We start from the raw sequence: 14,199 nt of genomic DNA, 5'->3' as shown, positions 1-14,199 counted from the left end.
TACCGGGCCTCCGGTTCAGCTAAGCGCCGGCGTCAGGCAGCGGGTCAGTGCGAGTGACCGTGGCCGTGGCCCGAGGCGTCGCCCTCTTCCTCGGCCGGCTTCTCGACGACCAGGGTCTCGGTCGTGAGGAGCAGCGAGGCGATGGACGCGGCGTTCTCGAGCGCGGAGCGCGTCACCTTGACGGGGTCGATGACACCGGCCTTGACCAGGTCACCGTACTCGCCGGTCGCAGCGTTGAAGCCGAAGCCCTTGTCGAGCTCGGCGACCTTCGAGGTGATGACGTAGCCCTCGAGGCCGGCGTTCTCGGCGATCCAGCGCAGCGGCTCGACGGCGGCGCGGCGGACGACGGCGACACCGGTGGCCTCGTCGCCCTCCTTGCCGAGGTTGCCCTCGAGCACCTTGACGGCGTGCACCAGAGCGGAGCCACCACCGGAGACGATGCCCTCCTCGACCGCGGCGCGGGTCGCGGAGATGGCGTCCTCCAGACGGTGCTTCTTCTCCTTGAGCTCGACCTCGGTCGCGGCGCCGACCTTGATCACGCAGACGCCACCGGCGAGCTTCGCCAGGCGCTCCTGCAGCTTCTCGCGGTCCCAGTCCGAGTCCGTGGACTCGATCTCGGCCTTGATCTGGTTGACGCGGCCCGCGACCTCGGAGGCGTCGCCGCCGCCGTCGACGACGGTGGTGTCGTCCTTGGTGACGGTCACGCGACGGGCGGTGCCGAGCACGTCAAGGCCGACCTGGTCGAGCTTGAGGCCGACCTCTTCGGCGATGACGGTGCCGCCGGTGAGGGTGGCGAGGTCACCGAGCATGGCCTTGCGGCGGTCGCCGAAGCCGGGGGCCTTCACCGCGACGGCGTTGAAGGTGCCACGGATCTTGTTCACGACCAGGGTCGACAGGGCCTCGCCCTCGACGTCCTCGGCGATGATCAGGAGCGGCTTCGAGGCGTTGGTCTGGATGACCTTCTCGAGCAGCGGCAGGAGGTCCTGGATGGAGGAGATCTTGCCCTGGTGGATCAGGATGTACGGGTCGTCGAGGACGGCCTCCATACGCTCCTGGTCGGACACCATGTACGGGGACAGGTAGCCCTTGTCGAAGGCCATGCCCTCGGTGAAGTCGAGCTCCAGGCCGAAGGTGTTGGACTCCTCGACGGTGATGACACCGTCCTTGCCGACCTTGTCCATCGCCTCGGCGATGAGCTCGCCGACCTGCGGGTCCTGGGCGGACAGACCGGCGACGGCCGCGATGTCGGCCTTGTCGTCGATCGGGCGCGCGGTCGAGAGGAGCTCGTCGGACACGGCCTTGACCGCGGCGTCGATGCCCTTCTTCAGGGCGGCCGGGGAGGCGCCGGCGGCTACGTTGCGCAGGCCTTCCTTGACCAGGGCCTGGGCGAGGACCGTCGCGGTGGTGGTGCCGTCACCCGCGATGTCGTTGGTCTTGGTCGCCACCTCCTTGACGAGCTGCGCGCCGAGGTTCTCGTACGGGTCCTCGACCTCGACCTCACGGGCGATGGTGACGCCGTCGTTGGTGATGGTGGGTGCGCCGAACTTCTTGTCGATGACGACGTTGCGGCCGCGGGGGCCGATCGTCACCTTGACCGTGTCGGCAAGCTTGTTGACGCCGCGCTCGAGGGCGCGACGGGCGTCCTCGTCGAACTTCAGGATCTTCGCCATGGGAGCGGTTCAGCCCTCTCGGATACTCGGTTTTAACGAACTACGCCCCTCGCCGCCCGGCAATCAGCGGGGTGACCAGGGGCGCAGCTCAAAAGCAATACTGGTGAAGCAGGTGAATTACTTCTCGACGATCGCGAGCACGTCGCGAGCCGAGAGGACGAGGTACTCGTCGCCGTTGTACTTCACCTCGGTGCCGCCGTACTTGCTGTACAGCACGACATCGCCGACCTTCACGTCGAGCGGCAGGCGCTCGCCGTTCTCGAAGCGGCCCGGGCCCACAGCGAGGACAGCACCCTCCTGGGGCTTCTCCTTCGCGGTGTCCGGAATGACCAGGCCAGAGGCCGTGGTCTGCTCGGCGTCGAGCGGCTGGACCACAATGCGGTCCTCGAGCGGCTTGATGGCAACCTTGGAGCTGGCGGTCGTCACGATCCGGTCTCCCCCTTCGGAGATCTACGGGGTTAACAGTCTGGGGTGGCGACCAGGTGGATCCGTCGTCGCGGGTGCCGGACCTGCCCGTCGCTGTTGGCACTCTCCAGTGGTGAGTGCCAAGGCCGAGACTAGGACGACGATTAGCACTCGGTCAAGCGGACTGCTAATTCGCCTGGCGGCCGGCTCAGCGGGGCGAGGCGTCATCCCGCGGTGCGGGCGGGGTCTCGCCCGTGTCCGGGCAACGCTTCTCATGGTCAGGGAGTTCCTTGCCCGAAGCTGGGATCTGCCCTGTTTTTGGTGGCCCGGCAGGTGGGGCTGTGCCCACCCGTTCCGCCGTGCGGAACGCCTGCCCACAGCGGTCGTCCATCGGCTTTCGCTTCGGGACCTTTTCCGCCGCCTTCCTCCCCAACCGCTCGATCGGGTCCACCGACTGCGCGCACCCGGTGAGCAGCGCGGGCGCGAGCACGCCCGCCGCGAGGGCCGCGGCGAAGTAGCGGTGCGCCCGCGCCCGCCCCGTCACAGGTAGTCCTCCAGCCTGGCCACCGCGTACCCCTTGTCGGTGACCGTCTTCATGACCTTGCGGACCATGTCCGGCATCGTGCCCTTCCAGTCCTCGCACCCCCGGAAGTGCGTGAGGATGATGTCGCCGGGGTGCAGGTCCTTGTCCCACTCGCGCCAGTCCATGCGGTTGGGGAAGGCCTCGGACGCCCACAGCGGGACCGCCTTGATGCCGCAGGACTTGGCGGCGCGCAGCGAATCCACGTTGTAGTTGCCGTACGGCGGGCGGAAGAGCTCGGGCCGCTTGCCGTAGCGCTTGTGGATGACGTTTTGCATGCCGCAGATCTCGCGGCGCTGGCCCTCGTACGAAAGCCCCGGCAGGTAGCGGTGGTTGAGGGTGTGGTTGTTCAGCGCGACCCCGCGCGACTGCATCTTCTTGAAGTAGCCGTAGTCCTCCTTGACCAGGTAGTCGCTGAGGAACGCGGTGTACGGGATCTTGAGGTCGCTCATCATCTTGAGCAGCGCCGGGTCCTTCTCGGCGCCGTCGTCGATGGTCAGGAAGACGATCTTCTTCTTGGTCGGGATGGTCGTGAAGACGGGCGGCAGGCTCGCCTGCCCCTTGACCTCGAACCCCTTGCGGGTGGTGATCTTCGGCTTCACGGCCGGGGCGGCCGGCGCGGTCAGCGGGGTCTTGGCCAGGCCCCAGCGCTTCGCGGCGGCGGCGCGGGCGACCTGCGCGACGCGGAGTTTCTGGGCGTAGGAGTCGAGGGCGCGGGCGGGCGGCGCGTCCAGGCGCTGCTGGCCGGGGGCGGGGTTCGCTCCGCCGTCGGCGCCCGACGCACAGCCGGAGGCGATCGCGGCGACGGCGAGCACGGCCGCCCCGGCCCGTACCCGGCCCCTGACCCGGGCCGGGACAGGCCCCCGCGCCTTCCGTCTCGCCCTGAATTTGTCGTTTTGTCGTACTAGTTGCATGGCGCCGGATCTTTGCAGCTCAAAGCCCTGCTGACGGGCCGACACCGCCGCCGGGCGCGCACCATCCACCGACTGGCCCACAATGGGCCGGGTGAACGACCTCGACCGCGACTCGGCCGCCCTGACCTCCTTCTCCGCGCTGCTCAGCGCCGAAGGCCGGTCCCTGCTCGATCTCGACGAGGTGCGCGACGCCGATCCGGCCCGGGAGCTGGCCGTCGCCACCCGCCTGCGCCGCGAGCACCCGGCGGAGCTGGTCACGGCGGTGCTCGCGCAGGCGCGGCTGCGGCGGCGGGCGGTGGCGAAGTTCGGTGCCGAGGACGCGGGGCGGATGTTCTTCACGCCGAACGGCGTCGAGCAGGCGACCCGCACGAGCGTGGCCGTGCACCGCGCCGAGAGCTTCAGGTCCCTCGGCGTACGGAGCGTGGCCGATCTCTGCTGCGGCATCGGCGGCGACGCGATCGCCCTCGCGCGGGCCGGGATCGCCGTCCTTGCCGTGGACCGTGACCCGCTGACCTGCGCGGTGGCGCGCGCGAACGCGGAGGCGCTTGGCCTCGCCGACCTCATCGAGGTGCGCGAGGCCGATGTCACCGAGGTCGACACGGCCGCCTACGACGCGGTCTTCGTGGACCCGGCGCGGCGTGGCGGGCGGGGCCGCATCTTCGACCCCGAGGCCTACTCCCCGCCCCTGTCCTGGGCCGTCGAGGCCGCCCGCAAGGCCCCGCACGCGGCGCTGAAGATCGCTCCCGGCATTCCGCACGAGGCGGTTCCCGCCGAGGCCGCGGCGGAGTGGATCTCGGACGGCGGGGACGTGAAGGAGGCCGTGCTGTGGTTCGGCACGGACACCCCGTCCTCGCACCGCGCGACGCTGCTGCCCTCGGGAGTCTCGGTCGCGTCCTCCCTCGCCGAGATGCTCCCCGACCCGGCGGTGCGACCCGTCGGACGCTATCTGTACGAGCCGGACGGCGCCGTCATCCGTGCGCATCTGGTGGCGGAGGTGGCCGCGCGGGTGGAGGGCGGTCTGATCGACGAGACCATCGCGTACGTCACCTCCGACGCGCTGCACGCGACGCCGTACGCGGTGGCGTACGAGATCACCGATCAACTGCCCTTCGGTGTCAAGAAGTTGAAGGCGGTGCTGCGGGAGCGGGAGGTCGGGATCCTGACGGTGAAGAAGCGGGGGTCCGCGGTGGAGCCGGAGGAACTGCGCCGGAAGGTGAAGCCGCAGGGCAAGAACTCGGCCACCGTGTTCCTCACCCGGGTGGCGGGTGCGCCCGCGATGCTGATCGGGCACCCGGCGGTGGGGAACTGAGTACCTTTCCCCGGCCCCGCCCCTACCCGCACTCCTCCGCCCTCCCCAGCAACAGCTCCCGCTCCCTCACGTTCCGCGCAAGCCCCGCCGCCCGCTCGAACTCCGCCCGCGCCTCCGCGCCGCGCCCGAGGCGGGCCAGCAGGTCGGCCCGCACGCTGGGCAGCAAGTGGTAGTCCTTCAGGGCGGGTTCGTCCGCGAGCGCGTCCACCAGGCGCAGCGCCTGAGCCGGGCCCGATGCCATCGACACGGCCACCGCGCGGTTCAGCTCGATCACCGGTGACGGGGTGCGGGCGGCCAGCAGGCCGTACAGGGCGGCGATCTGGGGCCAGTCCGTTTCCTCGTACGACGCGGCGTTCGCGTGACAGGCGGCGATCGCGGCCTGGAGCTCGTAGGGGCCGGGGCCGCCCGTCGACACGGCCCGCGCGCGGGCGAGTGCCGCGAAGCCCCGCCGGATCAGCGGCCGGTTCCAGTGGCGGCGGTCCTGGTCCGCGAGGAGCACCGGCTCGCCCTTGGGGCCCGTCCGCGCCGCCGCGCGGGACGTCTGGAGCTCCAACAGCGCCGCAAGGCCGTGCACTTCGGCCTCCCGCGGCATCAGCCCTGCGAGCACCCGGGCGAGGCGCAGCGCGTCCTCGCACAAGGAGGGGCGCAGCCAGTCGTCGCCCGCCGTGGCCGCGTACCCCTCGTTGAAGATGAGGTAGATGACTTCGAGCACCGACCCGAGCCTGGCCTCGCGATCGGCTCCGTACGGCACTTCGAAGGCCACGCCCTTGGCGGCGAGAGTGCGCTTCGCGCGCACGACGCGCTGAGCCACCGTCGCCTCGGGGACCAGCATCGCGCGGGCGATCTCCGCCGTGGTGAGGCCGCCGAGCAGCCGCAGGGTGAGCGCGATGCGGGCCTCGGCGGAGAGCACCGGGTGGCAGGCGGTGAAGACGAGGCGCAGGAGGTCGTCGTCGATGTGGTCAGGGTCGACGGAGTCTGCGGGTTCGTCGACGTGGGGCGGGGCCGTCTCCAGGTCGCGGCCCATCTCCTCCAACTTGCGCGCGTAGCGCTCCCTGCGGCGCACGAGGTCGATCGCGCGGCGCTTGGCCGTGGTCGTCAGCCAGGCGCCCGGATTGTCGGGGACGCCGGTCTTCGGCCACTGTTCGAGGGCGGCGACCAGCGCGTCCTGCGCCAGCTCCTCCGCGATGCCCACGTCGCGCACGATCCGCGCGACACCGGCGATGAGGCGCGGGGACTCGATCCGGAAGACGGTCTCAATGGCGTTGCGGGGAGCGTCCTGGCGAGGGTGCTCTGAGGAGTGGGCCGTCACGGCCACCCATCAGAGCACCCTCCGCGGGGCACCGCAAAGACCCTGCGCCCACGGCCCGCGGCTCGGCCTCAGCCTCAGCCTCAGCCTCAGCCCTCGATGATCTCCCGGACCTCCGCCGTCACCGTCCACTGCTCGTCGTGCACCTTCAGGAACCGGCTCGCCCACTCGACCGCCTCGGCCTTGTCCTTGCACTGGGTGATCGAGTAGCCGCCGATGACCTCCTTGGCCTCGGTGAACGGCCCGTCCGTGACGGACAGTTGACCGCCCTTCCAGTGGACACGGGTGCCCTCGGCGTTCGGGGTGAGGCCGGCGGTCTCGAGCATCACCCCGGCCTTGGTGATCTCTTCGAGGAGCGCGCCCATGCGCTCGCCCATCTCGGGGCTCGGGCCGCCCTCGGGGGAGTTCTTCTCGTCGACGCGGATCATCGTCAGGTAGCGCGGCATGGTGGTCTCCCATCGGGTGGTGGCGGGGCTTCTCCTCGCCTCTCACCCATGCGTCGAACGGGAGACGCCCGAATCGACATCGTCGCCCAGATTCTTCGAAGAATCTTCTTGGGCAGACGTTTCCGCAGGTCGCAGCCGTGCGGGAGCGCGATGCAGCACGGCCGTGACCACCGATGCCGCCACGAGCAGCGCCGCGGCGACGCCGAACGCCGTCGCGTACCCGTCCGCGAGCGCGCCGGGCCCCCGGCCAGAGCCCGTGACGCCCGACGCCACCGTCACCAGGACCGCGAGCCCCAGCGAGCCGCCCAGCTGCCGGGAGCTGTTGAGCAGCCCCGACGCCATGCCGGTCTCCTCGGCGGCGACACCGGACGTCGCCGCCGTGCCGAGGGGCACGAAGCACATGCCGATGCCGACGCTCGCCACCAGCGAGGGCCCCACGATGGACCCGAGGAACGTGCCGCCGGGCCCGACGGTGAGGGCGAACCACACGAAGCCCGCCGCTCCGAGCAGCCCTCCGGTCACCAGCAGCGCCCGCTCCCCGAAGCGGCCGACCTTCCGTGCCGAGATCACCGACCCGGCGACCACGCCCACGCAGAACGGCAGGAACGCCGCCCCCGCCCGCGTCGACCCGTACGACATGACCTCCTGGAGATAGAGCGAGGTGAAGTAGAAGGCGGCGAACTGCCCCGACGACATCAGCAGCGCGAACGCGTTCGCGGAGGCCACAGGGCGGTTCCTGAGCAGGCCGAGCCGGAGCAGCGGCTCGCGCTGCCGGGACTCGACGACGGCGAACGCGACGAGCAGCAGGGCCGCCGCGCCGAGGGTGCCCAGGGTCGTGCCGGATCCCCATGCGTACGTCTCCGTGCGGACGAGGCCGAGGACGAGTGCCGCCATGCCCGCCGTGACGAGCAGCGCGCCCAGCACGTCGAGGCGCGGCGCGGGCCCGGTGCGCCGGTCGGCGGGCACGCCACGGCGCGAGAGCAGGAGCGCGCCGAGCACCACGGGGACGTTGATCAGCATCACGGAGCGCCAGCCCGCCCATTCGGTGAGCACACCGCCCGCCATCACTCCGACCGCACCGCCGAGCGCGCCCGCCGCGCCCCAGAGCCCGAGCGCCCGTGAACGCGCGGACCCGGCCGCGTAGTTGACGGTGATCAGTGCGAGCGCGACGGGAGCGAGCGCCGCCGCGCCCGCACCCTGCACGGCCCGCGCCGCGACGAGCTGACCCGGCGTCTGCGCGAGCCCGCCCGCCAGGCTCGCGATGCCGAAGACCGCGAACCCGGCGATCAGGGTGCGCCGCCGCCCGGCCAGGTCGGCGAGGCGCCCGCCCAGCATGAGGAGGCCGCCGAAGGCGAGCGCGTAGGCGTTGACGACCCAGAGCAGCGAATCGGCTCCGAAGCCGAGGTCGTCGCCGATGTCGGGCAGCGCGATGTTCACGACGGACATGTCCAGCGAGACCAGGAACTGCACCGTGAGCAGCACCGGCAGCAGCCAACGGGTCCGCGGGGGCTTCGAGTCAGCGGGATTCACCATGCCCACGCACATTACTATACGCGTATAGAAAATAAAACGGCGTGCTTCACCCGCACCGCTTCCCCCACACCCCCGGGGCGCGACAATGAGCCACGTGGCAGCAGAATCGGAAAGAACAGACGCGGCACGACCGGCGGCCGCGGAGAAACCCGTCGAGCAGAAGAAGAAACGCGGCCGCCCCAGCCGCATCGACCTCGACACGATCGTCGGCATCGCGCGCCGCATCCTCCAGGAGGAGGGCGTGGCCGCCCTGAGCATGCGCAGGGTCGCCAAGGAGGTCGGCACGACCCCGATGGCGCTCTACCACCACGTGCGTGACAAGGACGAGCTCCTGATGCTCACCCTGTCCGGCACGGCCGATTCGGTCCCGCGCCCGGAGCTCCCCGACGACCCGCGCGACCGGCTGCTCGCGGTCACCCTGCACATGCACGGCACGCTGGCGCGGATGCCCTGGGTGGTCGAGGTGCTGAGCCTGGGCGACCTCACCGACAAGGGCGCCCTGTGGATGGTCGAGGAGATCATCGACTCCTGCATGACCTGCGGCCTGACCCCGGCCGAGGCCGTCGCCGCCTACCGCACCATCTGGCACTGCGTCTACGGCGACCTGGTCTTCCGCCAGGCGATGGCCCGCCGCGCCGAGGAGCCGGACCGCAGGCGCCACTTCCCCGGCATGCTCACGGACGCGGACGCCGGGGAACTCCCCCACATGACCGCCCTCGCCGACCGCTGGCTGGAACTGACGGCGGACTACGACGTGTCCAAGCAGCTGGGAGCGGTCATCGACGGGCTCCTGGGGCAGGCGCGACGCCCCTGACCGGCTGGTCCCTCCGGGTCAGCCGAGCCCGGCCGACTCGAAGCGCCACCTGTGCACCGCCCGCGTCACCAACTCCGGCGCGGGCTCCGGCAGTTCGGGCAGTTCGGCGTCGTATGCGGCGTCCCACCACGTCAGGACGAGGACCCGGTCCTGCGGGGCGCGGAAGCTCTCGCGGCGGACCGGCTCGCCCGCCAGGGGCTGCGCCCGCGCCCACGCGAGCAGTTCCTCGCCCCGCCCTTCGGCGGCGCGGGCCTCCCACATCAGCGCGACGGTCACGAGTACAGGTTCTCCTTGCTGACCTCGTGCACGTGGTCGTGGTCGTGGCTGTGCGCGTGGCCCGGGACGTGTGGCTCCGTCACCGGCAGCGAGGAGTCCGCCGACAGGTCCCAGTCGGAGGCCGAGCGGTTACGGGCCACCATCTCCGCGCCCAGTGCGGCCACCATCGCGCCGTTGTCCGTGCACAGCTTCGGCCGCGGCACCCGCAGCCGGATCCCGGCCGCCTCGCACCGCTCCTGCGCGAGGGCACGCAGCCGCGTGTTGGCGGCCACGCCGCCGCCGATCATCAGGTGGTCCACGCCCTCGTCCTTGCAGGCCCGCACGGCCTTGCGGGTCAGCACGTCGACGACCGCCTCCTGGAAGGACGCCGACACGTCACGGACGGGCACCTCCTCGCCCGCGGCCCGCTTGGCCTCGATCCAGCGCGCGACGGAGGTCTTCAGGCCCGAGAAGGAGAAGTCGTACGCGGCATCGCGCGGGCCCGTGAGGCCGCGCGGGAAGGCGATCGCGTTCGGGTCGCCCTCCTTCGCGTACCGGTCGATGACGGGGCCGCCCGGGAAGCCGAGGTTGAGCACCCGCGCGATCTTGTCGAAGGCCTCGCCCGCCGCGTCGTCGATGGTCGCGCCCAGAGGGCGTACGTCCGACGTGATGTCGGTGGAGAGCAGCAGCGAGGAGTGGCCGCCGGAGACAAGGAGCGCCATCGTCGGCTCGGGCAGCGTGCCGTGCTCCAGCTGGTCCACGCAGATGTGCGAGGCCAGGTGGTTCACGCCGTACAGCGGCTTGCCGAGCGCGTACGCGTACGCCTTGGCCGCCGAGACGCCCACGAGCAGCGCGCCCGCGAGGCCGGGACCGGCCGTCACCGCGATGCCGTCGAGGTCGGAGGCGGCGACCCCGGCCTCCTTCAGCGCGCGGTCGATGGTCGGCACCATCGCCTCCAGGTGCGCGCGCGAGGCGACCTCGGGCACGACGCCGCCGAAGCGCGCGTGCTCGTCGACGCTGGAGGCGATGGCATCGGCGAGCAGGGTGGTGCCGCGGACGATGCCGACGCCGGTCTCGTCGCAGGAGGTCTCGATGCCGAGAACGAGAGGTTGATCGCGCGAGTCAGCCATGGGTGTCGGTTCCTTGTACGGAAGTTGAGGGATCGGTCAGACGCATGACCAGGGCGTCCACATTGCCCGGCTGGTAGTAGCCCCGCCGGAAGCCGATGGGCTCGAAGCCGAAGCGCTCGTACAGCTTCTGGGCCCGGGTGTTGTCGACCCGCACCTCGAGCATGACCTCGGCGCACTCGAAGGCGGTGGCCGCGCCGAGCAGGTCGGTCAGGAGCCGGGAGCCGAGCCCCGTGCCCCAGTGGCTCGGGGCCACCGCGATGGTCTGCACGTCGGCCTGGTCGCCGGCCGACGCGAGCCCCGCGTACCCGACGAGCCGGTCCCCGTCCACGGCGACCACATAGCGGCGGGTGGCCAGCGGCCCGCGGGCGTGGGCGAGCTCGGACCAGAACATGCCGCGCGACCAGGCGTCGTCCGGGAAGAGCTCCTTCTCCAAGACGAAGACGGGCTCGATGTCCCACCAGCGCATCTCGCGCAGGACAGCTGTCGTCACGGATGTCACTTGGGGGTGACCACCTTGTAGTTCTTGGGGACCTGCGCGTCCGGGCGGCGCAGGTACAGCGGCCGCGGGGGCAGCAGCTCCTCGCCCGCAGCGAGCTTCTCCGCGGCGAGCGAGGCGAGCGCGGCCGCCGAGACGTGCTCGGGGGCGCGGGCGTCCGGGAAGGTCTCGGGGTAGAGCACCGCGCCCGCGCCGACGGCGGGCAGGCCCGCCACCGCGTCCGCGATGTCGGCGGGGCGGTCCACGGCGGCCTCGGTGAGGCGGGTGCGCGGGTCCGCGTACCGCGCCCAGTAGACCTCCTTGCGCCGCGCGTCCGTGGCGACGACGAAGGGGCCGCTCTCGATGCCGGACTCGTACGCGAGCCCGTCGAGCGTGCACACCCCGTGCACCGGCACGCCGAGCGCGAGGCCGAAGGTGTCGGCGGTCATCAGGCCGACACGCAGGCCGGTGTAGGGGCCGGGGCCCACGCCGACGACGATGCCGGTCACGGCGTCGAGTCTGAGCCCGGCGTCGGCGAGCACGCGGTCGACGGCGGGGAGCAGCAGCTCGCCGTGGCGGCGGGCGTCCACCTGGCTGGAGGCTGCGACGACGGAGGCGCCGTCGTGCAGCGCGACGGTGACGGCGGGGGTGGCGGTATCCAGAGCGAGCAAGAGCACGCGAATAGCCTACGGCTCCGGCGCCCGGCGCACGGCCGACCGAGGATGCCGCACACCTGCTGCTAACGTCACCCCGTAGCCGTACGGAGTACGAAGAGGGTGGCGCAGGTGTCTAGGAGCAGCTCGGGATTCGTGGCCGGGCTCACCGCCGCTGCGCTCGCCGCGGTCGGCTTCCTCGCTTACCAGGCCTCGGCCAGCGCGCCGGACTCCCTGGGCAAGAAGCCCGACACGTCCCCCTCCGCCTCGGCGTCACGCTCCCCCAAGGACAAGGCCAACCCGACGGCGCTTCCGGCGCAGTCCGGCAGCGGCGAGCGGGTCGTCTACTCGGTGGGCGACGACCGCGTGTGGCTGGTCGCGGGCTCCGGCAAGGCGCAGCGCACGTTCAAGGTCACGCCGAGCACGGTGGACCCGGTCCCCGGCACGTACGCCGTCACCTCGCGCTCGGGCACCGTCACCGGAACGGACGGCGTGGCGATCGAGCACGTCGTGCGCTTCGCGAACGTGGACGGCATCGCGATCGGCTTCAGCGCGGCCGTCGACGGCTCGACGCCGAAGCCCGACCCGTCGAAGAAGACCGGCGGCATCCGCGAGTCGCGCAAGGACGGCAACGCGATGTGGGAGTTCGCGACGATCAGCAAGAAGGTCGTCGTCGTTCCGTAGGGGCCTCGCCCGTGGGCGCAGGATCGCGCGGTGGCGTGGACACCGCAGTGGCGGCCACGCAGGACGCGAGCAGATCGCGCATGGAAATCCCCGATGGCCCCGACAGCCCGTGCGGCCGGGGCTGTACGTCACGTTCTGAAGCCGACATGGATGCCTCCTGGGCTCCGGGGGCAGACGTGGTTAGGTAGACCTAACCAGTACCGGTATCCATGTGACCACGCCCGGAGCACGCCGCGCAACATCTTCCCGACGCCTTGTCGGAATGTTCGGGCGAAAAGACGAGGATCAGGCCGAAAGCAGCGTGAGATCGGCCTGGGCCCACCGCGTCCCGACCCCGGTCAGCGTCACTTCGCGCACCTCGTCCGTCGTGTCGCCGACGGCCCGGTCGATGACGACGCGCAGGCGGTCGTCGGAGAGCTCCTCGACCTTGCCGTCGCCCCACTCCACGACGATCACCGATTCGGGCAGCGAGACGTCGAGGTCGAGGTCCTCCATCTCGTCCAACCCGCCGCCCAGGCGGTACGCGTCCACGTGCACCAGGGGCGGGCCCTCGGACAAGGACGGATGGACCCGGGCGATGACGAAGGTCGGGGACGTGACGGCGCCCCGGACGCCGAGGCCTTCGCCCAGGCCTCGGGTGAGCGTCGTCTTGCCGGCGCCCAGCTCGCCGGTGAGCATCACGAGGTCACCGGGGCGGAGCAGTTTGGCGAGGCGGCGACCCAGGTCCCCCATCTGCTCGGGGGAGGTGACGGTGATGCCGAGGGAGTTCACGGGGGCCGGGTTGTGCGGTGTTTCCATGCCCCCCAACGTTAGCCGCTGGACGTCCGTGCGTCGGCCGCCGCGGGGACGGCCCCCGCGCGGGCGAGGAGATCCGCGAGGCGGTCCGTGACCACCTCGGGGTGCTCCAGCATGACCAGGTGCCCGGCGTCCGGGACGAGGACGAGCTCGGCGTCCGGCAGCAGATCGGCGATGACCTCGCTGTGCTCGCTGGGCGTCACCAGGTCCTTGTCCCCGGCCAGGACGAGCACCGGAAGCTCGGCGAAGTGCTTCAGGGCCTCCGTCTTGTCGTGCTCGGCGAACGCCGGATAGAACTCCGCGACCACGTCGATGGGCGTCGACTCGATCATCCGCTCGGCGAACCGCGAGATCGCCGGGTCCACGTCCTTCGACGAGAACGAATAGCGCTTGATGATGCCGGCGAAGAGGTCCGCGGTGGCCCGCCGCCCCTTCTCCACGAGATCGGCCTGTGAGCCGAGCGCCTTGAGGACACCCGGGAGCACCCGCCGCACGGCATTCATTCCGGCGACCGGGAGACCGAAGTTGACGCTGCCGAGCCGCCCGGACGACGTACCCACCAGGGCGATGCCCGCGACGCGCTCGCGGATCAGCTCCGGGAAGTGGTCGGCGAGGGCCATCGTCGTCATGCCGCCCATGGAGTGCCCGACCAGGACCAGCGGTCCCTCGGGCGCCGCCGCGTCGATGACGGCCTTCAGGTCCCGCCCCAACTGGTCGATGGAGACCGGCGTCCCGTCCGCGAGCTGCGCGGCTCCCCGCCCCGAACGGCCGTGGCTGCGCTGGTCCCAGTACACACAGCGCACGACGCCGCGCAGGGCCGCCCGCTGGAAATGCCAGGAGTCCTGGCTCAGGCAGTACCCATGGCTGAAGACGACGGTGACGGGGGCAGGGGCCTTGCGCCCGAAGAGCCTGCGGCGGCGCGGTGCCTGCGCACTGTCCGCCTCGACCTCGTCGACCTCGTACGAGAGCTCGGTGCCGTCGTCGGCGTACGCCTGACCCGGCATGCCGCGCAGCGAGCCGTACGGCCCGGAGGCGTCGAGTGCGAGCCGCGCCTTCTTGCGCATGCCGCGTCCGACGGTCAGCCGCTCGATGGCGACACCGGCCGCGGCTCCCGCCGCGACGACGCCTATCGCCGCGCCGGCGAATCCGGCCCTGCGCCAGTTCCCGGCCGCCGCGGCGACTTCCGTCACCGCTTCCGCGGCCGCCCCCGTGCTGGTCTCGCTCACGTGC

At 71.5% G+C, this 14,199-nt stretch carries 16 protein-coding genes; 3 read left to right on the top strand and 13 right to left on the bottom strand.

Features of this window, described 5'->3' with window-relative positions:
- Nucleotides 1-44: 44 nt before the first annotated feature.
- The 4 genes from groL to ABZ833_RS31595 form a co-directional block, all read right to left on the bottom strand.
- A complete protein-coding gene (groL, locus tag ABZ833_RS31610; protein WP_361053617.1) occupies nucleotides 45-1,670 on the bottom strand; it encodes a chaperonin GroEL in 1,626 nt (541 codons plus the stop codon).
- A 117-nt stretch (nucleotides 1,671-1,787) separates the two neighbouring features.
- On the bottom strand, nucleotides 1,788-2,096 hold the full coding sequence (groES, locus tag ABZ833_RS31605; protein WP_006347174.1) for a co-chaperone GroES: 309 nt from the start codon (nucleotides 2,094-2,096) through the stop codon (nucleotides 1,788-1,790).
- 187 nt (nucleotides 2,097-2,283) lie between these two features.
- On the bottom strand, nucleotides 2,284-2,619 hold the full coding sequence (locus ABZ833_RS31600) for a hypothetical protein (RefSeq protein ID WP_361053614.1): 336 nt from the start codon (nucleotides 2,617-2,619) through the stop codon (nucleotides 2,284-2,286).
- A complete protein-coding gene (locus ABZ833_RS31595) occupies nucleotides 2,616-3,569 on the bottom strand; it encodes a polysaccharide deacetylase family protein (protein WP_361053611.1) in 954 nt (317 codons plus the stop codon). Before ABZ833_RS31595 ends, ABZ833_RS31600 begins: the two co-directional genes overlap by 4 nt.
- An 82-nt stretch (nucleotides 3,570-3,651) precedes the next feature.
- On the opposite strand from ABZ833_RS31595, the gene ABZ833_RS31590 reads away from it, so the two are divergent.
- Nucleotides 3,652-4,878 carry a methyltransferase domain-containing protein gene (locus ABZ833_RS31590; RefSeq protein WP_361053608.1) on the top strand — a complete coding sequence of 409 codons (1,227 nt, stop codon included), beginning with the start codon at nucleotides 3,652-3,654 and terminating at the stop codon, nucleotides 4,876-4,878.
- Between the two features lie 22 nt (nucleotides 4,879-4,900).
- On the opposite strand, the gene ABZ833_RS31585 is transcribed toward ABZ833_RS31590, so the two are convergent.
- The 3 genes from ABZ833_RS31585 to ABZ833_RS31575 all read right to left on the bottom strand — a co-directional run bounded on the left by ABZ833_RS31585 (nucleotide 4,901) and on the right by ABZ833_RS31575 (nucleotide 8,163).
- Nucleotides 4,901-6,193 carry an RNA polymerase sigma factor gene (locus ABZ833_RS31585; protein ID WP_361053605.1) on the bottom strand — a complete coding sequence of 431 codons (1,293 nt, stop codon included), beginning with the start codon at nucleotides 6,191-6,193 and terminating at the stop codon, nucleotides 4,901-4,903.
- A gap of 80 nt (nucleotides 6,194-6,273) precedes the next feature.
- Nucleotides 6,274-6,630 carry a YciI family protein gene (locus ABZ833_RS31580; protein ID WP_361053602.1) on the bottom strand — a complete coding sequence of 119 codons (357 nt, stop codon included), beginning with the start codon at nucleotides 6,628-6,630 and terminating at the stop codon, nucleotides 6,274-6,276.
- Between the two features lie 42 nt (nucleotides 6,631-6,672).
- Nucleotides 6,673-8,163, bottom strand: coding sequence for an MFS transporter (locus ABZ833_RS31575; RefSeq protein WP_361053600.1), 1,491 nt, complete (start codon nucleotides 8,161-8,163; stop codon nucleotides 6,673-6,675).
- A gap of 187 nt (nucleotides 8,164-8,350) precedes the next feature.
- Between ABZ833_RS31575 and ABZ833_RS31570 the strand changes: the two genes are divergently transcribed.
- Nucleotides 8,351-8,977: a helix-turn-helix domain-containing protein gene (locus ABZ833_RS31570; RefSeq protein ID WP_361054120.1), complete on the top strand. Its 627-nt coding sequence runs from the start codon at nucleotides 8,351-8,353 to the stop codon at nucleotides 8,975-8,977.
- A gap of 18 nt (nucleotides 8,978-8,995) precedes the next feature.
- Here the strand turns inward: ABZ833_RS31570 and ABZ833_RS31565 are convergent, their stop codons facing one another.
- From ABZ833_RS31565 to tsaB, 4 genes are read right to left on the bottom strand one after another with little or no spacing between them, the layout of a single operon-like run.
- On the bottom strand, nucleotides 8,996-9,253 hold the full coding sequence (locus ABZ833_RS31565; protein WP_361053597.1) for a hypothetical protein: 258 nt from the start codon (nucleotides 9,251-9,253) through the stop codon (nucleotides 8,996-8,998).
- The gene (gene tsaD / locus ABZ833_RS31560; protein ID WP_361053594.1) at nucleotides 9,250-10,362 is read right to left on the bottom strand and encodes a tRNA (adenosine(37)-N6)-threonylcarbamoyltransferase complex transferase subunit TsaD; all 1,113 of its coding nucleotides are present in this window, start codon (nucleotides 10,360-10,362) and stop codon (nucleotides 9,250-9,252) included. The genes ABZ833_RS31565 and tsaD overlap by 4 nt, the downstream gene beginning before the upstream one ends.
- A complete protein-coding gene (gene rimI, locus ABZ833_RS31555) occupies nucleotides 10,355-10,828 on the bottom strand; it encodes a ribosomal protein S18-alanine N-acetyltransferase (protein WP_249592888.1) in 474 nt (157 codons plus the stop codon). Before rimI ends, tsaD begins: the two co-directional genes overlap by 8 nt.
- 29 nt (nucleotides 10,829-10,857) lie before the next feature.
- The gene (gene tsaB, locus ABZ833_RS31550) at nucleotides 10,858-11,514 is read right to left on the bottom strand and encodes a tRNA (adenosine(37)-N6)-threonylcarbamoyltransferase complex dimerization subunit type 1 TsaB (protein ID WP_361053591.1); all 657 of its coding nucleotides are present in this window, start codon (nucleotides 11,512-11,514) and stop codon (nucleotides 10,858-10,860) included.
- A gap of 108 nt (nucleotides 11,515-11,622) precedes the next feature.
- Between tsaB and ABZ833_RS31545 the strand changes: the two genes are divergently transcribed.
- Nucleotides 11,623-12,174 (top strand): hypothetical protein, encoded by a 552-nt coding sequence (locus ABZ833_RS31545; RefSeq protein ID WP_361053589.1) that lies wholly within the window; start codon nucleotides 11,623-11,625, stop codon nucleotides 12,172-12,174.
- Nucleotides 12,175-12,459: 285 nt separating this feature from the next.
- Here the strand turns inward: ABZ833_RS31545 and tsaE are convergent, their stop codons facing one another.
- Complete coding sequence (gene tsaE, locus ABZ833_RS31540; RefSeq protein WP_361053586.1) at nucleotides 12,460-12,972, bottom strand: tRNA (adenosine(37)-N6)-threonylcarbamoyltransferase complex ATPase subunit type 1 TsaE; 513 nt, start codon at nucleotides 12,970-12,972, stop codon at nucleotides 12,460-12,462.
- Nucleotides 12,973-12,983: 11 nt separating this feature from the next.
- Nucleotides 12,984-14,195, bottom strand: coding sequence for an alpha/beta hydrolase (locus tag ABZ833_RS31535; protein ID WP_361053583.1), 1,212 nt, complete (start codon nucleotides 14,193-14,195; stop codon nucleotides 12,984-12,986).
- Nucleotides 14,196-14,199 lie beyond the last annotated feature (4 nt).

The organism is Streptomyces sp. NPDC047525 (genome assembly GCF_040643025.1).
GTDB classification, from domain to species: domain Bacteria; phylum Actinomycetota; class Actinomycetes; order Streptomycetales; family Streptomycetaceae; genus Streptomyces; species Streptomyces durmitorensis.
This window is presented reverse-complemented; position numbering and strand designations above follow the sequence as displayed.